Here is a 21,947-nt window from a genome sequence, read left to right as displayed (position 1 = left end):
GCGTACACCGGCCACGGCACATGAACGCGACCGGTCCGGAACTCTCCGGCTGAGCACTCACGTTGCGGCGAACCCCGGGAACCTTGAGGCCGCGCCCCTCCGCAAGGTCCCCGCACCGGCCCGTGGTCGGCCGCGCGTGCCGGTCACCCCTTCTGTTCCACCCGCACCCAGTCCACCTCCGCCTGCACTCCCCCGGCCGCGACGCGGTCCACGCTCGACTGGGGCAGGCCCCAGTAGGGGGTGGTGACCTGGTTCCAGCCGGCCGGGTAGGCGCCGCCCAGGGCGAGGTTGAGGATCACGTACTGCTGGTGGTCGAAGACCCACTGGCCGCGGGTGGACTCCAGCTTGTTGCGGGTCGTCTCCTGGACGAGACGGTCGTCGACGAAGAAGCGCATGCCCGTCGGGGTCCACTCCACCGCGTACGTGTGCCACTGGTCGGCGCGGCCGCCGTTCGGGTAGGTCTGGCGGGCGCCGATGTTGCCGTCCGCCGAGTAGCCCGGGCCGTGCAGGGCGGAGCTGGTCCAGTCGGCGTAACCGATGTTCTCCATGATGTCGGTCTCGCCGGAGGCCGGCCAGGAGACGGAGGGATTGTCGACGTTGCTGCCGAGGAGCCAGAAGGCGGGCCAGAAGCCGTCGCCGACGGGGAGCTTCATCCTGGCGCTGACCTTGCCGTAGGTGAAGTCGAACTTCGTGTTGGTGTCGACGCGGCCGGAGGTGAAGTCGTAGGCGCCGCCGCCCGCCTGGGTGCAGCCCTTGCAGTACTTCGACCGGAGGATCAGGCTGCCGTTCTCCGTGCGGATGTTGTCGGTGGAGTCGACGTACGCCTGCGACTCGCCGTTGACCGAGCCCATCTCCGTGCCGGTGCGTACGACGCGCCACTTGGCCCGGTCGAGGGCCGTGCCGGTGAAGTCGTCGAAGAACGTCGTCCGGTACGCGCCCGACTGGTCGCCGGGGAGGGCCGGGTAGGCGGCGGAGGCGCTGCCGCCCGTTCCCCAGACCTGGAACTCGTAGAGCGAGTAACCGAACTGGGCCGTGTAGGGGGCGGGGTTGTAGAAGGAGCGGCGCTCCTTGCCGAGCATGCGGACGTATCGGCCGGTCGCGGGCTGCGGCAGGCGTACGGTGTCGTGGAGCCCGACCGCCTCGGACGGCGGCTTGACGTTCGCGCGGCGGGCGGCGACCTCCGTGGCCGAGGGCTGGTGGACCGTGCGCCAGGTGCGGTTGTCGTCGGACACCTGGAGCAGGTAGTCGACGGCGAAGGCCGCCTCCCAGTAGAGGTCGACGGTGTCGATCGTCGACGTCGCGCCCAGGTCGACCGAGACCCAGCGGTCCGCGTTCCAGTCGCTGGACCACCGGGTGGCGTCGGCCTTCAGGTCGGCCGGCCAGCCGCCGTCCGTCACGAACGCCGGTGAGTTGCCCGCGTGTTGGTAGTAGTTCGCGTAGGCCGGGTGGTTCAGGGCCAGGTTGGTGCGGGTCGTCGACGCGGCTGCGGGTTCGCCGCCGTACACCTTGAAGGAATAGAGGGAGTAGCCGTACGGGGTGGCACGCTCCAGGCCACGCAGGCGGACGTAACGGCCGGTCGCCTCCTGGGGGTACGTGCTCGCGGTGACCGAGCCCCCGGTGCCGGCGGTCTCGGTGTAGAACGGGGTCCAGTCGGCGCCGTTCTTCGACACCTCCAGCACGTAGCGCTTCCCGTAGGCGGCCTCCCAGTCCAGGACGACCCGGTCGATGCGCAGCGTCGTGCCGAGGTCGAGCCGGATCCACGCGTCGTCGGCGAAGTTGCTGGACCAGCGGGTGGTGCCGTTGCCGTCGAAAGCGAGGCCGGGGGAGGTACCGCCGTTCTCGCTGCCGGAAGCGGTGACCGCGGCCGGGTTCAGGGCGTACGCGGCACCCGCGCGGTCGGTGTCCCAGACCGCCGCCGTTGCGGCGGCGGGCTGCGCGGCGGGTACGGACGCGGGCGCGGCGAAGGCCGGTCCGGTGGACAGCAGTGCCAGCGCGGCGAGGGCGGTCACGAGTGTGCGGGGGGTGCGGGACGGCATGCGGCTCTCCTCTGATCAGTACTCGCGTCATGACATCGCTAATGGCATGCACCTGACATTTCTGTGCGTGGTTCGTCTCGTATCGCCGTTCCTGCGGGTCGTGCCGTCGATCCCGCGGTGGGCGCGGGCTCCCGCGCCGACGCCCACCGCGGGGGCTCAGGGGCCTCAGGCGGCCCGGCTCGACCGGCCCCGGTGGGCGCGGACGACGTCCGCGTAGCGGTGACCGGTGCCCTTGATGGTGCGGGCCTGGGTGCGGTAGTCGACGTGGACGAGCCCGAAGCGCTTGTCGTAGCCGTACGCCCACTCGAAGTTGTCCAGGAGCGACCAGGCGAAGTAGCCGGCCAGCGGGGCACCCTTGCGGGCGGCGGACGCGCAGGCGGCGAGGTGCTGGATCAGGTACTCCTGACGCTCGGGGTCGTCGACGGTGCCGTCGGGGCGTACGACGTCGGGGAAGGCGGAGCCGTTCTCCGTCACGTACAGCTTGCGCGGGCCGTACTCCTCGGTGAGGCGCAGCAGCAGCGTCTCGATGCCGCTCGCGTCGATCTCCCAGTCCATGCCGCTGCGCGGGACACCCTCGCGGCGCACCGAACGGGCGTGCGGGGCCGGGCCGGTGGGGTCGTCCTCGACGGTCGCCGGGAAGTAGTAGTTCAGGCCCAGCCAGTCGAGCGGGGCGGCGATCGTCTCCAGGTCGCCCGGCCGCTCGGGCAGTTCGACGCCGTAGACCTCGCGCATGTCGGCCGGGAAGCCGCGGCCGTGCACCGGGTCCAGCCACCAGCGGTTGGTGTGGCCGTCCATCCGGCGGGCGGCGGCCACGTCCTCGGGCCGGTCGGAGGCCGCGTACACGGTGGAGAGGTTGTTGACGATGCCCACCTCGGCGCCGGGCGCGGCGGCGCGGATGGCCTGTGCGGCGAGGCCGTGGCCGAGCAGGAGGTGGTAGGAGGCGCGGACGGCGGCCGTCAGGTCGGTGAGACCGGGGGCCATCTTGCCCTCCAGGTGACCGATCCAGGCCGAGCAGAGCGGCTCGTTGAGGGTGGCCCAGTGGGTGACACGGTCACCGAGGCGTTCGGCGACGGCCGCGGCGTACGCGGCGAAGTGCTCCGCCGTCTCGCGCTCGGGCCAGCCGCCGCGGTCCTGGAGCGCCTGCGGCAGGTCCCAGTGGTAGAGGGTGACGGACGGGGTGATGCCCGCCGCCAGCAGACCGTCGACCAACTCGTCGTAGAACGCCAGGCCCTTGGGGTTGACCGGACCGTCGCCGCCGGGCACCACCCGCGGCCAGGCGACCGACAGCCGGTAGGCGTTGGTGCCGAGCCGGCCCATCAGGCCGACGTCCTCGCGCCAGCGGTGGTAGTGGTCGCAGGCGACGTCGCCGTGGTCGTCGTTGTCGATCTTGCCGGGGGTGTGCGAGAAGGTGTCCCAGATCGACGGCGAACGGCCGTCCTCCGCCACGGCTCCCTCGATCTGGTACGCCGATGTGGCCGTGCCCCACAGGAAGTCGTGCGGCAGTGCGGCGAGGTCGATACGTTCGGACACTGAAGCCCTCTCAGGAATTGGGGGGTCGGTCGCTTCGCCGCTGGTCACTTCACCGCTCCCGCGGTGAGTCCGGCGACGAGATAGCGCTGGAGCAACAGGAATCCGGCGACCACCGGGACGCTCACGACGAGCGAGGCGGCCATGATCTGGTTCCAGTACACGTCGTTGAGCGTGGAGTAGCCCTGGAGCCCGACGGCGAGCGTGCGGGTGGTGTCGTTGGTCATCACCGACGCGAACAGCACCTCGCCCCAGGCCGTCATGAAGGCGTACACGGCGACCGCGACGATGCCCGGGATCGCGGCCGGGACCACGACCCGAAACAGCGCGCCGAGCGGGCCGCAGCCGTCCACGAGTGCCGCTTCGTCGAGTTCGCGCGGCACCGAGTCGAAGTACCCGATCAGCATCCAGATCGAGAACGGGAGGGAGAAGGTGAGATACGTCAGGATCAGCCCGCCGCGCGAGCCGAACAGGGCGATGCCGGTGGCGTTGCCGATGTTGACGTACAGGAGGAACAGCGGCAGGAGGAAGAGGATGCCGGGGAACATCTGCGTCGACAGGACGGTGACCGTGAACACGCGTTTGCCGCGGAACTCGTAGCGGCTGACCGCGTACGCGGAGAAGACCGCGATCACCACCGAGCAGGCGGTGGCCGCCCCCGCCACGATCAGCGAGTTCACGAAGTACCGGGCGAGCGGGACGGTCGACCAGATGTCGATGTACGGGCGGACGGTGAGGCCGCTCGGCAGCCAGCGGAACTTGCCGGTGACGTCCGCCAGCGGCTTCAGCGAGCTGGAGATCATGACGTAGACCGGCACCAGCACGAACCCGGTGAGCAGGGTGAGGAAGACCCGCCGGGTCCACACGAACGAACTCGGCTGTGCCATCGGGGAGTCAGACATTCGAGGTCCTCCGTCCGCGCGACGTCAGGGCGAGGTACACGCCGGTGACGACGAGCAGGAAGAGCAGCAGGAGCACGGACATCGCCGATCCGGTGCCGAAGTTCCAGGTGACGAAGGAGGCCTGGTAGATGTGGACCGAGATGAGGTCCGCGGCCTCCGGGGCGGCCTTGCCGAACAGGACGTACGGCGTGTTGAAGTCGTTGAACGTCCACAGGAACAGCACCAGGATCAGCACCTGGTTGACCGGGCGCAGCGACGGCAGGGTGATGCGGCGGATCTGCTGCCACACACCCGCGCCGTCGAGCGCGGCCGCCTCGTACAGCTCCCGCGGGATGTTCTGAAGGCCGGCCATGACGATCAGGAAGGCGAACGGCCAGCCCTTCCAGACGTGCACGACCAGCAGCGCGTAGAAGCTGTTGTCGCCGATCAGCCAGAAGGACGGCTTGTCGGTGAGGTGCAGCTGGTCGTGCAGCACGTGGTTCACCAGGCCGTTGTCATGCTGGAACATGAACACCCAGGTGATGACGGCCGCGTAGACCGGCAGGGCGTACGGGACGAGGAACAGCGCGCGCAGCAGGCCACGGCCGCGGAAGGTGTCCTGCATGCAGATCGCGGCCGCCGTGCCGATCAGCCAGCACAGGCCGACGGACAGCAGGGTGAAGGCGACCGTGACCAGGAACGAGTGGAGCAGGGCCTCGCCGACGGGCGCGTCGAAGTCCACCGACACCGAGTAGTTGTCCAGTCCGGACCACGGCGCGGTGCCCCAGTCGCGGATGTAGAACTGGGTGAGCTCCTTGAAGCTCATCACGATGCCGATCACCATCGGCACCAGGTGGACCAGGAGTTCGAGGATCAGCGCCGGCAACAGCAGGAGGTACGGCAGTCCGATGCTGCGCAGCCGCCCGGTGCGGCGGCGGGGGCCGCGCGCCGCACCGGGGGTGTCCTTGCGCACGACCTGCCCGCCGGCCTCCGAGGAGACAGTGGTGGTCATCGTGCTCACTTCGTCGGCATCTGCTGCTGGGCCTTCTCGAGCTTGGCCTTGACCGACTCGGCGGTGACCGGGCGGCCGGCGGCGGCGTCGGCGAACAGTTCCTTGATCGCCGTACCGACGGCCGTCTCGAACTGGGACTCGTCGGCGACCTGCGGCAGCGCGGCGGCGCTGCCCGCGAGGGTGTCCTTCAGGACGGCGTTGGACGGGCTGTTGAAAGCGGCGTCCGTCTGCGCGGAGGCTACCGGCGGGATGGAGGTGTACGCCTTGTTGAGGGTCTTCTGCTCCTCGTCGCTCGTCATGAACTTCACGAACTTGGTGGCGCCGTCGAGGTTGTCGGAGTTCTTGAAGACGGCCAGGTTGATGCCGGCCACCATCGAGTTGACGTTCGCGCCGGTGCCGGGGGTGCCGGACTGCACGGGCACCGGGGCGATGCCGTAGTCGTCCTCGCTCATGCCCTGGGACTTGAGGTTGGCGGACGCGGACTGCCACAGCAGCATCGCGTTCTTGCCCTTGGCGAAGTCGCTCACGGACTGGTTCTGCGCGTACTCGGCGTTGCCGGGGGCGATGATCTTGTCGGCGGCCATCAGGTCGACGTACTGCTTGACCGCGGCGACCACGTTGTCCGAGGTGAAGTCGGCCTTGCCGTCGGCGGTGAAGAAGTCGGCGCCGTGCTGCTTGGCGAAGACGAAGGCGTGGTGGATGTTCTCCGACACGTTGGCGCCTTCTGCGCCCAGGCCCCACTTGCCGCCCTTGGACAGCTTCTTGCCGTCGGCGACCAGCTCGTCCCAGGTGGCCGGCGGCTTGGCTATGCCGGCGTCGGCGAACATCTGCTTGTTGTAGTAGAGCGCGTACGCCATCGAGTACAGCGGCACCGCCGCCGGGTCCTTGCCCTCGGCGCCGGTCGAGCCGAGCGCCGACGCGACGAAGCGGTCCTTGCCGCCGATCGCGGCGAAGTTCTTCGCGTCCCACGGCAGCAGTGCCCCGGTGGCCTGCAACGAGGCGCTCCAGGTGTTGCCGATGTTGAGGACGTCCGGTCCCTGGCCGGAGGTGGTGGCGGTGAGGATCCGGTTCAGCAGGTCCGACCAGGGGACCACTTCCAGTTTGACCTTGATCCCGGTCTGCTTCTCGAACTTGTCGAGTTCGGGCTGGAGGACCTTCTTGTCGATCTCGATGCTCGCGCCCTGGTTGGAGGCCCAGTAGGTGAGCGTCTTCGGTGAGTCGTTGGACCCGCCACCCGACGACGATCCGCCTCCGCAGGCCGAGGCGGCAAGGGCGAGTGACATGGTGACGGCGCCGACGGCCGCGGCTCGGATGCTGCGCATGGCTCCTGGTGTCCCTTTCCTGGAGTCGTTGCCCGAGACAGACCGCGGAAGTGACACCCCGTTCGACTCCCGAAGCCCCTCATGGCTTAATTTAGGACGTGAGTTAAACCTCGGAAGAAAGGCGCGTCAAGACATCCGGCAGGGTCGCCCGCGGGGAGGGACGGCCGTACGCGGGACCGGACGGGTGCCAGCGACGGCGGGACATGCCGTGACCTGCGGCGGAAGCACCACGGCGGCGCTGTACAACGGTTGTGTTTCGACGGGGTGACGGGCGGGGTGGCGGGGGGAGTCGGAGCGGACGGGACGGCCGGGGCGCGACCGGTCCGCACCACGAGCAATGACGGCTCGTGGTGCGGACCGGCGGGCACCGCTACCGCGAACCACCGGTTGTGGCCGCCGCGTTCGGCGCAGCCGTCGTCGGCGCCGGCGCGTACCCGGTGGGCCGGGCCGTGAACGTGCCGCGGCCCTGGGTGCGGCTGCGGAGCCGGGTCGCGTAGCCGAACAGCTCGGCCAGGGGCACGGTCGCGGTGACGACCGCCGAACCGCCCCGCATGACCGAACCCGTGACCCGGCCGCGCCGTGCGGCCAGATCGCCGAGCACCCCGCCGACCGCCTCCTCGGGCACGGTGACGGTGACCTCGGCGACCGGTTCCAGGAGGACCGCCGCGCAGGCGCGCAGGGCCGCCCGGAGCCCGAGCCGGCCGGCGGTACGGAACGCCGTGTCGGAGGAGTCCTTCACATGCGTCGCCCCGTCGGTCAGCGTCACCCGCAGCCCGGTGACCGGATGCCCGCCGAGCGGACCGTCGGCGAGGGCGTCCCGGCACCCTGCCTCGACCGCGCGGACGAACTCCTGCGGGACTCGCCCACCGACCACGGCCGAGCGGAACTCGAATCCCGGGCCGCCGCGCCCGGACCGCTCCACCGGCCCGTCCGACCCGTCGAACCCGTCCGGCGGGGCCGCTGGTTCGAGTGGTTCCACGTCGAGGACGACATGCGCGAACTGACCAGCCCCTCCCTCCTGTTTGACATGCCGGTAGACGAACCCGGAGACACCGCGTACGACCGTTTCGCGGTGGGCCACCCTCGGGCGGCCCACGTTGACGTCCAGGCCGTGCGCCCGCCGGAGCTTCTCCACCGCCACCTCCAGGTGCAGTTCGCCCATGCCCGACAGGACCGTCTGGCCCGTCTCCGGGTCGGTGCGGACGACCAGCGACGGGTCCTCCTCGGCCAGCCGCACGAGCGCGGTGACCAACCGCTCGGTGTCGGTGCCCCGTCGGGCCTCGACCGCCACGGAGACGACCGGGTCGGCGACACCCGGCGGTTCGAGCACGAGGGGGGCCTCGGGAGCGCACAGGGTCGCGCCCGCGCGGGCCGACTTCAGGCCGACCACGGCGACGATGTCCCCGGCCACCGCCCGCTCCAGCTGGGTCTGACGGTCCGCCTGCACCCGCAGGATGCGGCCGACGCGTTCGGTGCGCCGCGCGCCCGCGTCCATCACCGCGTCTCCCTTCTCGATCGTTCCCGAGTACACTCGCAGGTACGTCAGCCGTCCCGTCGCCGTGGCGTTCACCTTGAACACCAGGGCCGCCAGCGGCGCCGCCGGGTCGGCGGACCGCTCCTGCCGCGCGCCGTCGTGGGTACCGCTGACGGCGGGTACGTCCGACGGCGAGGGCAGGTAGGACACGACGGCGTCCAGCAGCGGCTCGATCCCCCGGTTGCGATAGGCCGAGCCGCACAGCACGACCACGCCGTCGCCGCTGTGGGTCAGGTCGCGCAGGGCGGCGGCCAGCGTGCGCGCGGACACCGTCGACCGCGTACAGAACTCGTCCAGCGCGCCCGTATGCAGTTCGGCCACGGCCTCCTCCAGCATCCGGCGCCGCTGGTGCGCCTCCTCACGCAGCTCCGGCGGCACCGGCCCTTCCTCGGGCGTCTCACTGCCGTCGGCCCAGACCAGCGCACGCATGCGCAGCAGGTCCACCACGCCGGTGAAGCCGTCCTCCGCGCCGATCGGCAGCTGCACGACCAGCGGAGCCGGGTGCAGCCGCCGCCGGATCGAGGCGACGGCCGTGTCGAGGTCGGCGCCCGCCCGGTCCAGCTTGTTGACGAAGGCGATCCTCGGCACGGCATACCGGTCGGCCTGTCGCCACACGGACTCGCTCTGCGGTTCCACTCCCGCGACGGCGTCGAACACCGCGACGGCGCCGTCGAGCACACGCAGCGAGCGCTCCACCTCGTCGGCGAAGTCCACGTGTCCGGGGGTGTCGATCAGGTTGATCCGGTGACCGTCCCAGGCGCAGCTGACGGCCGCGGCGGAGATGGTGATGCCACGGTCGCGCTCCTGCGGGTCGAAGTCGGTGACGGTCGTGCCGTCGTGAACCTCGCCCCGCTTGTGTGTGCTGCCGGTCGCATACAGGATCCGCTCGGTGACGGTCGTCTTGCCGGCGTCGACGTGGGCGAGGATGCCCAGGTTGCGCACGGCGGCGAGCGGGTCGGGGCTGGTGAGGTGACGGTTGAGGTCGGTACGCACGGCCCATGGCCTTTCGAGGTGACGGAGAAAGGGCGGCGCGATCACCGGACGAGGCGGTGGGGTGACCCACCGGCGTGCTGCCTGAGCACACGTGTCCGCTGACGGCCGATCAGCAGGGCGGATCGGTGCGGTCAGCGGGTCGGTGCGGTCGACACGTCGGTGTGGAAGGGGCTCCGAGAGGACGGAAGCCGACTCGTCACGGCATCCGGTGCCGGCCGCGCAGCGGGCACCGGACGGCCGAGGACACGAGGATCACCTCGTACCGGGAACGGGGAACGACGACAGCGGTGCGGTCACACACGGCCGGGCTCCCCTCACTCGTCACGACGACGCGCCGCCGTACCTTCCGGGGCGCGTGCTGTGTGACGAGTGTAGGGAGCGCCGGGACGCCGGGTCACGTGAATTGATGGCGCGTCACGAACACTTGCCGACGGCGTCGGCCATGGCGACCTCGCCGACCCCGTAGAAGTGCGCCCGCACCCGTCGCAGCCACGCGTCGGCGGCCGCCTCGTCCGGCTGCTCCGGCAGCACGCTGCGGGTCTCCTCGAAGGCCTCCTCGAACCGGCGGAGCAGAGACAGGGCGACAGCCGGGTCGGCGGCCACCTGTTCGCCGAAGCGGTGATAGCTCTCGGGGTCCTCGACCCGGATGCTCAACCGGCCGGTCGCGTAGAGCTCGTAGCCCTGTCCGCACAGCCGTTTGAGGTGACGGGCATGCTTGGCGGTCCGTTTGCGGGTGTCGGCGGAGAACGACCCGTCGCCGCGGCTCTGCAATTTCCTGAACTGCTGGGATGCATAGCCGAGATACGCGTCACGGACCCGCCGGCCGCTCAGGAACGACGCCCTGATGCCGATGAGTTCGTCACCGAGAGGGGTGCGGACCTCGTACAACTCGTCCGGCAGCCAGACGAGTTCCATCACGGTTGGATTGCCGCCCAGGGCCAGCCGGCACCATTTGGCCGCCTCGTGCAGCGTACGGTCCGGTGCCGTGCTGACGTGGGACTCCTTGGGTCCGCGCAGGCCGTGCAGATCCTCGGTCGGGGCCGCGAACATGCCGAGCCGGTCCACGTCGGAGCCCTCGTGGGCGAGTCCGTACGCGGTCGAGCCGACGACGCCGGACAGCAGGATGTTCGGCACGGTCACAGGAGCCCCCGATGGTGGTCGTTCCGCCGGCGCGGGCCGTCGCGTACGGCCGCGGGCGCCGTACCGTGTCCCGCCCGGTGGCCGGGCGGCGGGACCGCCATGATGCCCTGTCTCCACCGCCGTCACCTCGGATTTTCCGGCCCGGCCGGGTGGCTCACGGCGCCGACGTCCTGCTCACGGGGTGACGTGGGCGGAAGCCGCCGCAGCCGACAGTGGTCACGGTCTCGATCGGCCACCGCAGGGCCCTCGGGTACGTGGTCGGTTCGGTATGGCGCGCGCCCTCCCCGGGTTCGAGTTGCGGGGGCTCCGCGCGCGGGGTGCGCTGGAGGGGCTGCGACGGCGAGAGGACCGTGCCGATGTCGATGCCCATGTCCACGTCCGGTGCGGAGCACGGACCGGTGTCCGAGACGTTCGCGTTCGCCTGCGGCGACTGCGGGCACGTCTGGGAGGCCGTGTTCCGCGTCATGTTCTTCACCAACCCGACCGACGCCGCGGGACTGACCACCCAGGAGTACGTCGACGAGCACGGCAGGGCGGTCAGAACACCGCTGTCGGAGGCGGTCTGCCCCGACTGCGGCGGCCGCCGCGTGCGAGTGACGTCCCCGGGGAGCCCCGGCAGGGGCCACGACGTGGGTCACGACACGGGTCACGACACGGACTGAGGGCGGCCGGGACGCGGTCCGAAGGGCGTCGAGAGGGCGGGCGGAGGGCGGCCGGGACACGGCGTCGGGGTCGCCCCGCGCGGACGGGCATGGCGTCGGGGTCACCGGGCGGGCGGACCGAGTGCGACCGGGCATGGAGTCGGGGTCGCCGCGCGGCCGGACTGAGGGCCGCGCGGAAACGCCGTCGGGGTCGCCGGCCGGGCGGCCCGACGGCCGCCGGTCCGGCGGCGTTCACCCTTTCGGCGCGGTGCGCTGGTCGGCCACCGGTGCCGGTGGTGCCGTGGGAGGGAGCACCAAGCACCCGGGAGAACGTCCACGTCCTCAGGAGGCATCCGCGATGACCCCTCGTCCCTCCCGCCACGGCCGCGTCCTGGCCTCGGTCCTGGCCGCGGGCACGCTGCTGACCTCGGCCGCCTGCTCGGACGACAACGGCGGTGACTCGGGCGGCTCGGACGCCACCGCGTCCCCATCGGCGACGGAGTCGGCCGGCGCCGGGAACTCCGCCAGCCCGTCGGCCACCGCGGCCCTCACCCAGGCACTGGCCCAGTCCGCGTTGATCACCGAGGCCGACCTCGAGGACGCCTGGACCCAGGCCAAGGACGCCGGCGGCTGGAAGGACTCGCTGCTCATCGGCAAGGTCGACGCCGCCCAGTTCCTCACCGGCAAGACGGCCGTCGCCGACTGCCAGCGCCTGCTCGACGGGCTCTACGGCGACGACCTCCTGGGCAAGCCGTCCGGTGCCTCGGCGGTCGTGGGATTCACCGAGGGTGACTCCCGGCTCCGCCAGCAGGTCGCCGCCTACGCCAAGGGCGACCTCGACAAGTCGATGACCTGGCTGAAGAACCTGCCCGACACCTGCGACCAGTTCACCGTGACCGGCTCGGGCGGCGACCGGAGCGTGGAGGTGGTGGCGACGTCCCTGCCGAAGGCGGCCGACTCCGCGCAGGCGTTGACCGTGACGGTGCGCGGCAGCACGGACGGTACGCCCGTCACCCTCACTCTGGACGTCGCCGCCTCGCGGGTCGGTTCGGACGCCGTGACAGTCACGAACGGTGGTCTGGACGGCGCCGATCACGACAGCACCGCGGACGCGGTGGTGTTCGGCACCCAGCACCTGAAGGACGTACTCGCCGGCAAGTCGCCCGCGCCCACGCCCAGTCAGATCGAGTGACGTCGTTCCCCCGCACAGTGCCGTGTGACATAGTACTGGCGTGGGCAACCGACTGACCTGCGATGTCGTTGTGGTCGGAGCGGGCATGGTGGGGGCCGCCTGCGCCCTGTACGCGTCCCGGGCGGGTCTCGACGTCGCCCTGGTGGACCGCGGACCGGTGGCGGGCGGCACGACCGGCGCGGGCGAGGGCAATCTCCTCGTCTCCGACAAGGAACCCGGACCGGAGCTCGAACTCGCCCTGCTGTCGGCCCGGTTGTGGACCGAGCTGGCCGACACACTCGGAGCGGCGATCGAGTACGAGCCCAAGGGCGGGCTCGTCGTCGCCTCCGAACCCGACGGCCTGGCGGCCCTGGAGACATTCGCTGCCGGACAACGGAGCGCCGGTGTGACCGCGTCGGGCATCGCGGCCGACGGACTTCGTTCGCTGGAACCCCACTTGGCACCGGGTCTCGCGGGCGGTGTCCTCTATCCGCAGGACGCCCAGGTGATGCCTGCCCTGGCCGCCGCCCACCTCGTACGGGCCTCGGGCGCCCGGCTGGAGACCGGGCGGACCGTGACCGGGGTACTGCGCGGTCCCGGCGGAGCGGTGCGCGGGGTGCGTACCGACCGGGGCGAGATCCACGCCCCGGCCGTGGTGAACGCCGCGGGCACCTGGGGCGGCGAGGTGGCCGCGCTGGCGGGCGTCGGCCTGCCCGTCCTCCCCCGCCGCGGCCATGTCCTCGTCACCGAGCCGCTGCCACGCATGGTGCGGCACAAGGTGTATGCCGCCGACTACGTGGCCGACGTGGCCAGCGACTCCGCCGCCCTGATGACCTCGCCCGTCGTCGAGGGCACGGCGGCCGGTCCGGTGCTGATCGGCGCCAGTCGCGAGCGCGTCGGCTTCGACCGCACCCTCTCCCTGCCGGCCGTACGGGCCCTGGCCGCGGGCGCGACCCTGCTGTTCCCGTTCCTCGAACGGGTCCGGGTGATCCGCGCCTATCTGGGCTTCCGCCCCTACCTGCCGGACCACCTGCCCGCCATCGGTCCCGATCCCCGGGCGCCGGGCCTGTTCCACGCCTGTGGTCACGAGGGCGCGGGCATCGGACTCGCGACCGGCACCGGGCAGTTGATCGCCCAGGTGCTCACCGAGGGCGAGCCGGACCTCGACCTCGCCGCGTTCCGTCCCGACCGCTTCCCCGAGGAGGCCGCTTCGTGAACCCCGTCGAGCGGGCCCGGGCCCGCCCCGGTGCGCCGTTCACCATCACGTTCGACGGCCGGGAGATCGAGGCGCTGCCCGGCCGGACGGTGGCCGCGGCGCTCTGGGCGGCCGGCGTCTTCTCCTGGCGCAGTACCCGCGGCGCGGGCCGTCCGCGTGGAGTCTTCTGCGGGATCGGCGTCTGCTTCGACTGTCTGGTCACCGTCGACGGCCGCCCGAACCTGCGGGCCTGTCTCGTGCCGGCCGAGCCCGGCGCGGACGTCCGTACGCAGGAGGGGACGGGGCACGATGGCTGAGCGTCCGGCGCCGGACCTCGCGGTGCTGGGGGCGGGTCCCGCCGGGCTCGCCGCGGCGCTCGCGGCCGCCGCGGGAGGCGTTCGCGTGGTCCTGGTCGACGCCGCCGGTGAGCCGGGCGGGCAGTTCCACCGACAGCCGGCTCCCGGTCTCGCGGCCCGGCACCCCCGGGTGCCGCACCGTCAGGGGCGCACGTGGCGGCGGCTGCGCGCGGGGCTCGACGCGTATGTCGCCGACGGCCGGATCACGTATCTGGCGGACCATCACGTGTGGAGCGTCGGCGGACAGTCGGCCGCGTACAGCGTGCATGCACTGGTCGGCCCGGCGCAGGAGGAGCCCGTCACGGTGCGCGCCGGGGCCGTGCTGCTGGCGACGGGCGGCTACGAGAGGGTGCTGCCGTTCCCCGGCTGGACGCTGCCGGGGGTGGTCACCGCGGGCGGCGCGCAGGCCATGCTCAAGGGCGGGCTCGTGCTGCCGGGACGCACCGTCGTCGTGGCCGGTGGCGGACCTCTGCTGCTGCCGGTGGCCACGGGCCTCGCCGCCGCGGGCGCACGGGTGGCGGCGCTGGTGGAGTCCGCCCACCCACGTGACTTCGCCCGCCGTGCCCGGCAGCTGAGCGCGGAGCCGGTCAAGTTGGCCGAGGGCGCCCGGTACACGGCCGGACTGCTGCGCCGTCGCGTCCCGGTCCTCACCGGCCACGCGGTGGTCGAGGCGCACGGCGACGAACGGGTGACGGCGGTCACGGTGGCCGCCCTGGACGCCGAGGGCCAGGCCCGGCCGGGCACCCTGCGGCGCTTCTCCTGCGACGCTTTGGCCGTCGGGCACGGCATGCTGCCGCACACCGACCTCGCGGAGGCACTCGGCTGCCGGCTCGAAGGAGCGGGCGTGCACGTCGACGACGAGCAGCGCACCGACGTGCCGGGGGTGTGGGCGGCCGGGGAGAGCACGGGGATCGGCGGTGCCGCCCTCGCGCTCGCCGAGGGGCACGTCGCCGGCCGGTCCGCCGCCGCACGGCTGCGCGGGAGGGAACCCGACCCGCGCGAGTGGGCCGCGGCGGGGCGGGCCCGTACCCGGCTGCGGACATTCTTCGCGGCTCTCGAACACGCCTACGGGCCGCCCGCGTGGTGGCCGGAGCAGGTCTCCGACGACACAGTGGTGTGCCGTTGCGAGGAGGTCACCGCCGGGACCGTGCGGGCCGCGACCGGCCGGCTCGGAGCGGGCGACCTGCGCACCGTGAAACTGCTGACCCGGGCCGGCATGGGCTGGTGCCAGGGCCGGATGTGCGAACCCGGAGTCGCCGCCGTCACAGGTTGTGAACTCATCCCGGGCCGCCGCATGTTGGCCCGCCCCGTACCGCTGGGCGCACTGGCCCGGGAGCCCGGAGAGCACCCCGACACATCAGACCGTGGGTGACATGCCGTCACCACCTCAGGGAGGGAACCGCTCATGACCGACCCGCAGTACCGCCCCTGGCGCGGCGTACTCGTCGCGACCGCGCTCCCCCTGAACACCGATCTGTCCGTCGACCACGGCCGGTTCGCCGAACACTGCGCCTGGCTGATCGACAACGGCTGCGACGGCGTCGTACCGAACGGCTCGCTCGGCGAGTACCAGGTCCTCACCCCCGAGGAACGCGCCAAGGTCGTCGAGACCGCCGTGGCCGCGATCGGCGGTCAGCGCGTCATGCCCGGTGTCGCGGCCTACGGCTCGGCCGAGGCCCGACGCTGGGCCGAACAGGCGCGCGACGCAGGCTGCGCCGCCGTGATGCTGCTGCCGCCCAACTCCTACCGGGCCGACGACCGTTCGGTCCTGGCGCACTACGCCGAGGTCGCCGAGGCCGGTCTGCCGCTGGTGGCGTACAACAACCCGATCGACACCAAGGTCGACCTCGTACCCGAACTGCTCGCCCGACTGCACCGCGAGGGCTGCATCCACGCCGTGAAGGAGTTCTCGGGCGACGTCCGCCGCGCCTACCGTATCGCCGAACTCGCCCCCGACCTGGACCTGTTGGTCGGCGCCGACGACGTACTGCTGGAACTGGCACTGGCGGGTGCCAAGGGCTGGGTGGCCGGATACCCGAACGCGCTGCCCACCGCGACGGTCGAGCTGTACCACGCCGCCGTGACCGGCGACCTGGACACGGCGCGGGTGCTGTACCGCCGACTGCACCCGCTGCTGCGCTGGGACTCCCGCACCGAGTTCGTCCAGGCGATCAAGCTCTCCATGGATGTCGTCGGCCGCCACGGCGGCCCGTGCCGACCGCCGCGCACGCCCCTGCTTCCCGAGCAGGAGGCGGCCGTACGGGCGGCGACAGAGAAGGCCGTCGCGTCGGGACTGACGTAGGCGTTCGGTCAGGTGTCGGCGCCAGCCGACACCTGACCACGGACCACGGACCACGGACCACGGACCACGGACCACGGACCACGGACCACGGACCACGGACCACGGACCACGGACCACGGACCACGGACCACGGACGCACGGACCACAGGCGGCCGACCGTCGCCGCGCCCCGTCCCCACGCTCGCCCCCATCCCCACCCTCGTCCAGAAGGACCCGGCCATGCGCAGCACACTCGTCCTGCACGCCGTCGACTCGCACACCGAGGGCATGCCCACCCGCGTGATCACCGGCGGGATCGGCACCATCCCCGGTGCGACGATGAACGAGCGGCGGCTGTACTTCCGTGAACACCGTGACGACATCAAGCAGTTGCTGATGAACGAGCCGCGCGGGCACGCCGCGATGAGCGGCGCGGTCCTCCAGCCGCCCACCCGGCCGGACTGCGACTGGGGTGTCGTGTACATCGAGGTCTCCGGCTATCTGCCGATGTGCGGGCACGGGACGATCGGTGTGGCGACGGTGCTGGTGGAGACGGGGATGGTGGAGGTGGTCGAGCCCGTCACCACCATCCGCCTGGACACGCCGGCCGGGCCGGTGGTCGCCGAGGTCGCGGTGGAGGGAGGCGCGGCGAAGAGCGTCACGCTCAGGAACGTCCCCTCCTTCTCCGTGGCGCTCGACCGCAAGGCGACGCTGCCGGACGGGCGGACGGTGACGTACGACCTCGCGTACGGCGGCAACTTCTACGCGATCCTGCCGCTGGACGCTTTCGGGCTGCCGTTCGACCGTGCCCGCAAGGAGGACATCCTGGCCGCCGGTCTGTCGCTGATGGAGGCGATCAACGCCGACGGAGAACCGGTGCACCCGGAGGATCCGTCGATCCGCGGCTGCCACCATGTCCATCTCCACGCGCCCGGCGCCACGGCCCGCGGTTCCCGGCACGCGATGGTGATCCACCCGGGCTGGTTCGACCGTTCTCCGTGCGGTACGGGCACCAGCGCGCGCATGGCGCAACTGCACGCGCGGGGCGAGCTGCCCCTGCACACGGAGTTCGTGAACGAGTCGTTCATCGGCACCCGGTTCACGGGCCGGCTGCTGGGCACCACGGAGGTGGCGGGGATCCCGGCGGTGCTGCCGAGCTTCACCGGGCGGGCCTGGATCACCGGCACCGCACAGTACCTGCTGGACCCGGAGGACCCCTTCCCGGCGGGGTTCGTGCTGTAGGCGGCGTCGATAATGTCGGGTGACCGACGAGAAGGGCGCCCCGCCATGGCCGCGCAGCACACCCCCGCCCTGCCCGTACTGGGCGGCCGGAAGCCCAGCTACCGGGAGCGGGTCGCCGAGGCGCTGCGGGCCGCGCTGATCACGGGTGGACTGCGCCCGGGCGAGGTGTACTCGGCGCCCGGACTCGCCGCCCGGTTCGGCGTGTCCGCCACCCCGGTGCGCGAGGCGATGCTCGACCTCGCGAAGGAGGGCCTGGTCGACACCGTCCCGAACAAGGGGTTCCGGGTCACCGAGGTGTCCGAGCGGCAGCTCGACGAGTACACCCATGTCCGCGCGCTGGTCGAGATCCCCACGGTCGTGCGGTTGGCGCGGACCGCGGACCCGGTGTCCCTGGAGGCGCTGCGCCCGGTCGCCCAGGAGATCGTCAGCGCCGCGGCGGCCGGCGACCTCATCGCCTACGTCGAGGCCGACACTCGCTTCCACCTGGAGCTGCTCGCCCTCGCCGGCAACGCGCACCTGGTGGAGGTGGTTCGTGACCTGCGCGGCCGTTCACGCCTGTACGGTCTGACCGCCCTGGCCGCCGCGGGCCGCCTGACGGCCTCCGCCGAGGAGCACCTGGAGCTGCTGGACGCGCTGCTGGCGAGGGACGAGGACGCCGTGCGCGAGGTGATGACGCGTCACCTCGGTCATGTACGGGGTCTGTGGGCGGCCCACGGCTGACCCACCGGCGGCTCTCCGCTCACCGGGCCCTCCCGCGCACCGGCCTGCTCACCGACGGCTCTCCGGCCCTTTCGCTCTCCCGCGCACCGGATCGAACACCCCGCCGAACACGGAGGGGTGGAAACCGACCGGATACGGCCGCTTCCGGCCCTGCCGTGTTCGGTGACGCCCCGCGCAGGGCATCGTGCATACAAGGCGGTGCGGCACCGGTGCCGTCCCGCGCGACCATGCGGGCCAGGGGGTCGTCAACTGCCGTACACGAGGCCGGTGTCGTGCTTCCGGCGCGGTATCAGGGCCCCCTACCATTCACGTGCCCCACGGCAATGGACGCGCGGCGGCCGTCGGTGCCGTGCGTGCGGTGCGTCCTCGGCCGTGCCGGACACCGTGCGGGCCCGGAACGGAGGGGGGACGAGCCATGGCGACACCGGGGCGCACCCGTATGGGGTGGCTGCCGGAGTCGGTTCCCGCCATCGTGCTGGGCGCGGCGGGCACGCTGGTCGTCGGGGTGGTGTGCGGGCTGGTGGTGGACACGTCGGCCCTGGTGGACTCGGGCGGCTATCTGTTCGGCGCGGGGCTGCTGCTCGCCGTCGGCCTGTACGGGAGCACGTACGGGATCGATCTCAAGGAGCTGCGGGCCGACCTGAGCGGTGTGCTGGCGGCCGTGACCGTGGGTGTGCTGCTGAAGGCGGGGTTGATCGCCGGCACGATGCTGCTGGTCTTCCGTCGGCCCGAGGCGCTGGTGCTCGGTGTCGCGGTGGCTCAGATCGACCCGCTGTCCGTCGCCGCGCTCGGCCGTGACGGGCGGATGTCGCCGCGTGCGCGGTCGTTGCTGACGGCGTGGGCGTCGTTCGACGATCCGATGACGGTGCTGCTGACGCTGTACCTCGCGGGATACGCCTACACGGCCGCGGGGCACCCGGGTGCGCCCGAGATCGCGGGCGGCGGCGGGGGCGGCTATCTGGTGGGCCTCGGCCTCAACGCCGCGCTGCTGGCCGCAGTGGTGCTGGTGTGGTGGGCGGGGCGTCGGGTGGCGGCGCGGTTGCCCGACACCGTGTCCGTGCGGCGGACGAGGGGTGCCGTGACGGTGCTGCTCGTGCTGGTGACGGTGGTGCTCGCGGCGGCGGGGCAGTTGATGCTCGCGGTGGCGCTGGCGGGGCTGGTGGTGCGGGCCACGGTCCTGGACAGGGTGCTGGGGCGGGCGGTGGGCGGTGCGTTCCTCGCCGCGTTCGGGGCGCTCGGGCTGCTGCTCGCAGAGGGGGTGGCGTGGTGGCCGGGCTTCGTGCTCGGGGCGGCGGCGTTCCTGGCGCAGGCGGTGGTGGCCCTCGGGGTGATGCCGCTGTTCATCCGGGGACTGGGGCGCGGCGACCGGATCGCGCTGGGCCTGGGGCAGCAGAACGGCATCACGGCCGTGCTGATCGCGCTGACCCTGGAACGCGACTTCCCCGGTACGGCGGCCACGGTGGGCCCGGCCGTCATCACGGTGAACGTCCTGCACGGCATCTCGCAGACCCTGCTCGCCCGTTCGCCCGGCGCGCGGTGGCCGCGGGGCCGCGGGGAACTCCGCGCGGACGAGCTGCGTCCCTGCCGGCACGAGCCGCGGGTGGCGGACGAGAAGTCGGTCGCGTAGCCGCGGCGGGCGGACGCCCGGGAACTCGAACGGTTCCCGGCGCGTGAGGAGTTGTACGGAGTGGGCGGGGCCGACGGGGTCCGCGGGGTCGTACGAAGGCCGGAGCAACGGGGCGGCCGGACGGGGAGCGGCGTATGAGACAGGGGACGGGACACGGTCGGCGGGGGGCACCGCCCGGTGGCCGTCCGCCCGGCGTCCGGCCGGCGGAGCGGGCCACCGCGCCGCCTCGCGGGTCACGGTCCCCTGTACGCGGCGCTCACGGGTTCACGGCGGCCTGCGGGGCGGCGCTGCTGCTGGCGGGCGCCGCCGCGCCGGTGTCCGCCGCGCCGGCGGCGTCCGGGGAGCGGGACGTGCAGTTGGTGTACTGCCTGGCCGCCGCGCACCGTACCGACCTGGTCGCGGCCGCGGTCGCCCTGGGATTGCTGACGCCGGACGGTACGGCGGCCGGGGACTCGGTGCGGCCCGTGGGATCCGGTGGGCGCATGACGCTCCAGCGGTGGGCCGGGCAGCGCGAGGATGACTTCTCGCGGGCGTGTTCGGCGCTGATGACCTCCGCGGCCGGCTCACGGGCGGCGTCCGCGCAGGGCTCCGGGGGCGAGGACGGCTGGTTCGTGACGTTCCTGAAGGGGCTGCCCGTGCTGGCGGTGGGTGCGCTGCTCACCCTGGGCGGCCAGCTCTCCGAGCGGGTGTCGTCCGAGCGGCGGCAGTCGAGGCAGCGGCTGCGGACCGACGAGGCGGCGTTCCGGGGGGCGGCGCGGGCGTATCTGACCGCGTACGAGGGGGACGCGGACGCCGATCACACGGCGGTGCGGTCGGCGCGGGAGACGCTGACCGGGACGCTGTTCCAGGTGTCGGGTCCGGGGGCCCGGCGGCGGGCCGCGGTACAGGCCGTCGAGGGGCTGCCACTGGCGGAGCCACTGCCTTCGGCGCGTGCGGGCACGGTGTTCGGCACGGACGGTCGCGCCGCCGAGTCGCGGGCGGCCGGGGACGCCGTGAACCGGGTGCTGCGCGCGGTGTCGGACCTCGACCGGGGTTTCGCACACTGGGCTTGGCGCACGGTGCGGGAGTGGCGGGTCGGCCGTTCCGGGTCGGGAGCGGCCGTATGACCGAGCCGGTTCAGGACAACCCGTACGGCGTGAACGTGCCGGGCAGCAAGACGAGTCTGCCGTGGCTGCCGCCGTCGGTGCTGGACGACCATCCGCTGGTGCCGTGGGTGGAGGACAGCCACGCCGGTCAGTGGGTGGACGTCGATCACGCCCTGGACCAGGTGAAACAGTTCGAGCAGTGCCTGAAACGGCTGCCGGAGATGATCCTTCCGAAGGTGGACACGGGGCATCTGGTGGTGGTGACGGGACCCGTCGGCATGGGCAAGACGACCCTGATCCACCGGTGTGTGCATCTCGCCCACCAGCACCTGAAGCGCTTCGAGGAGTACTTCGCACGGGTGTCGCAGCAGGCCCCGCCGCCGGCCCCGGGTCAGCCGGAGGTCATCCGGCCGCCGCACCCGTATGTGGCGATGACCGGCGGGTACGACAATCGCGCGAACGGCATCAGCACGGACGCGCGCGGGCAGTTCGCGTCGACGCAGGACATCAACGCCGCTCTGCGCGACAAGATCGTCGACGAGTTGAGCGGGTACCTCCCCGAGAAGACCTTGCAGCGGGTCCGGGGCGAGCAGGACGTCCACGAGGCGTTCAAGGCGCTCAGCAGGCTGCTCGCCCAGCAGGACGCGCTGCTGCTGGTCCTGGTGCCGCACATGGACTGGCGGGACGACATGGGGTCCGTGCGCACGGACTTCCTGAGGTCGTGTCTGAAACATGCGCGGAGCCGGATCGTACTGTTCGTCGAGGTGTGCCACCAGAATCCCGACACGGCACACGAAGTGGTCGAGGAGATCTGGCCGGACTCCGCGCTCACCCATCTCAAGCTCGGCAGCCTCACCTCGGAGGACACCGTGAAGTTCAGCCAGTCCGCCCGCGGGGACCATCCCGACCCCGACGCGCCGGTCACCTCGGGGGCCTGGCTCACCTCCGACGTACGGCAGTTGCGCAAGAGGTACTTCAGCATCGCCGAGGAGCAGAGACGCACGGGTGGCGAGGTCATCGTCACCGCGGCCGACCTCGGCGCCCCCACCCTGGACATGACGGCGATGGCCCGCAATCCGTCGGCCGGTGCCCCGGTGCCCAGACAGTCCGCTCCCCCGCCGGGCTCCTGACCTCCGGCACCCGCACCTCCGCGGTGCCGCGCGGCCCCCGCGTCGCACCGCGAA

Annotated in this window: 18 protein-coding genes; 11 read left to right on the top strand and 7 right to left on the bottom strand. The window is 72.2% G+C overall.

All coding sequences use genetic code 11. The annotated features are described in order from the left end of the window. Positions 1 to 143: 143 nt before the first annotated feature. The 7 genes from ACFV0T_RS20830 to ACFV0T_RS20800 all read right to left on the bottom strand — a co-directional run bounded on the left by ACFV0T_RS20830 (position 144) and on the right by ACFV0T_RS20800 (position 10,445). The gene (locus ACFV0T_RS20830; RefSeq protein WP_385780986.1) at positions 144 to 2,036 is read right to left on the bottom strand and encodes a discoidin domain-containing protein; all 1,893 of its coding nucleotides are present in this window, start codon (positions 2,034 to 2,036) and stop codon (positions 144 to 146) included. Positions 2,037 to 2,201: 165 nt separating this feature from the next. Then, positions 2,202 to 3,566, bottom strand: a complete 1,365-nt coding sequence (locus ACFV0T_RS20825) for a GH1 family beta-glucosidase (RefSeq protein WP_385780983.1) — start codon at positions 3,564 to 3,566, stop codon at positions 2,202 to 2,204. Positions 3,567 to 3,610: 44 nt separating this feature from the next. After that, positions 3,611 to 4,465 carry a carbohydrate ABC transporter permease gene (locus tag ACFV0T_RS20820; protein WP_385780980.1) on the bottom strand — a complete coding sequence of 285 codons (855 nt, stop codon included), beginning with the start codon at positions 4,463 to 4,465 and terminating at the stop codon, positions 3,611 to 3,613. Next, entirely contained in the window at positions 4,458 to 5,456 is a 999-nt protein-coding gene (locus ACFV0T_RS20815) for a carbohydrate ABC transporter permease (RefSeq protein WP_385780977.1), read from the bottom strand. The genes ACFV0T_RS20820 and ACFV0T_RS20815 overlap by 8 nt, the downstream gene beginning before the upstream one ends. 5 nt (positions 5,457 to 5,461) lie before the next feature. Next, on the bottom strand, positions 5,462 to 6,778 hold the full coding sequence (locus tag ACFV0T_RS20810) for an ABC transporter substrate-binding protein (RefSeq protein WP_385780975.1): 1,317 nt from the start codon (positions 6,776 to 6,778) through the stop codon (positions 5,462 to 5,464). A 370-nt stretch (positions 6,779 to 7,148) separates the two neighbouring features. Beyond that, positions 7,149 to 9,305, bottom strand: a complete 2,157-nt coding sequence (gene fusA, locus ACFV0T_RS20805) for an elongation factor G (RefSeq protein ID WP_385780972.1) — start codon at positions 9,303 to 9,305, stop codon at positions 7,149 to 7,151. Between the two features lie 414 nt (positions 9,306 to 9,719). Then, on the bottom strand, positions 9,720 to 10,445 hold the full coding sequence (locus ACFV0T_RS20800; protein WP_385780969.1) for a DNA polymerase beta superfamily protein: 726 nt from the start codon (positions 10,443 to 10,445) through the stop codon (positions 9,720 to 9,722). Between the two features lie 356 nt (positions 10,446 to 10,801). Here ACFV0T_RS20800 and ACFV0T_RS20795 point away from each other — a divergent pair, with 356 nt between their 5' ends. The 11 genes from ACFV0T_RS20795 (at position 10,802) to ACFV0T_RS20745 (ending at position 21,893) form a co-directional block, all read left to right on the top strand. Beyond that, on the top strand, positions 10,802 to 11,107 hold the full coding sequence (locus tag ACFV0T_RS20795; RefSeq protein ID WP_385780966.1) for a hypothetical protein: 306 nt from the start codon (positions 10,802 to 10,804) through the stop codon (positions 11,105 to 11,107). A 337-nt stretch (positions 11,108 to 11,444) separates the two neighbouring features. Next, positions 11,445 to 12,278, top strand: a complete 834-nt coding sequence (locus ACFV0T_RS20790) for a hypothetical protein (RefSeq protein ID WP_385780964.1) — start codon at positions 11,445 to 11,447, stop codon at positions 12,276 to 12,278. Between the two features lie 40 nt (positions 12,279 to 12,318). Further along, entirely contained in the window at positions 12,319 to 13,473 is a 1,155-nt protein-coding gene (locus ACFV0T_RS20785) for an NAD(P)/FAD-dependent oxidoreductase (protein ID WP_385780961.1), read from the top strand. Continuing rightward, positions 13,470 to 13,769, top strand: coding sequence for a (2Fe-2S)-binding protein (locus ACFV0T_RS20780; RefSeq protein ID WP_385780959.1), 300 nt, complete (start codon positions 13,470 to 13,472; stop codon positions 13,767 to 13,769). Before ACFV0T_RS20785 ends, ACFV0T_RS20780 begins: the two co-directional genes overlap by 4 nt. Beyond that, positions 13,762 to 15,180, top strand: coding sequence for an FAD-dependent oxidoreductase (locus ACFV0T_RS20775; RefSeq protein WP_385780956.1), 1,419 nt, complete (start codon positions 13,762 to 13,764; stop codon positions 15,178 to 15,180). The genes ACFV0T_RS20780 and ACFV0T_RS20775 overlap by 8 nt, the downstream gene beginning before the upstream one ends. A gap of 33 nt (positions 15,181 to 15,213) precedes the next feature. Next, a complete protein-coding gene (locus tag ACFV0T_RS20770; RefSeq protein WP_385780953.1) occupies positions 15,214 to 16,110 on the top strand; it encodes a dihydrodipicolinate synthase family protein in 897 nt (298 codons plus the stop codon). 219 nt (positions 16,111 to 16,329) lie between these two features. Then, positions 16,330 to 17,331, top strand: coding sequence for a proline racemase family protein (locus ACFV0T_RS20765; RefSeq protein WP_385780950.1), 1,002 nt, complete (start codon positions 16,330 to 16,332; stop codon positions 17,329 to 17,331). A gap of 45 nt (positions 17,332 to 17,376) precedes the next feature. Next, a complete protein-coding gene (locus ACFV0T_RS20760; protein WP_385780948.1) occupies positions 17,377 to 18,051 on the top strand; it encodes a GntR family transcriptional regulator in 675 nt (224 codons plus the stop codon). 415 nt (positions 18,052 to 18,466) lie between these two features. Further along, positions 18,467 to 19,678 carry a hypothetical protein gene (locus tag ACFV0T_RS20755; RefSeq protein ID WP_385780946.1) on the top strand — a complete coding sequence of 404 codons (1,212 nt, stop codon included), beginning with the start codon at positions 18,467 to 18,469 and terminating at the stop codon, positions 19,676 to 19,678. Between the two features lie 134 nt (positions 19,679 to 19,812). Beyond that, positions 19,813 to 20,784, top strand: coding sequence for a hypothetical protein (locus ACFV0T_RS20750; RefSeq protein WP_385780944.1), 972 nt, complete (start codon positions 19,813 to 19,815; stop codon positions 20,782 to 20,784). After that, positions 20,781 to 21,893, top strand: coding sequence for an AAA family ATPase (locus ACFV0T_RS20745; RefSeq protein ID WP_385780941.1), 1,113 nt, complete (start codon positions 20,781 to 20,783; stop codon positions 21,891 to 21,893). The genes ACFV0T_RS20750 and ACFV0T_RS20745 overlap by 4 nt, the downstream gene beginning before the upstream one ends. The last annotated feature ends 54 nt before the right edge of the window (positions 21,894 to 21,947 follow it).

The organism is Streptomyces sp. NPDC059582 (assembly GCF_042735715.1).
In the GTDB taxonomy this organism is placed as follows: Bacteria; Actinomycetota; Actinomycetes; order Streptomycetales; family Streptomycetaceae; genus Streptomyces.
Note: the sequence above shows the minus strand (reverse complement) of the source record. Positions and strands in the feature narration are given on the sequence as shown.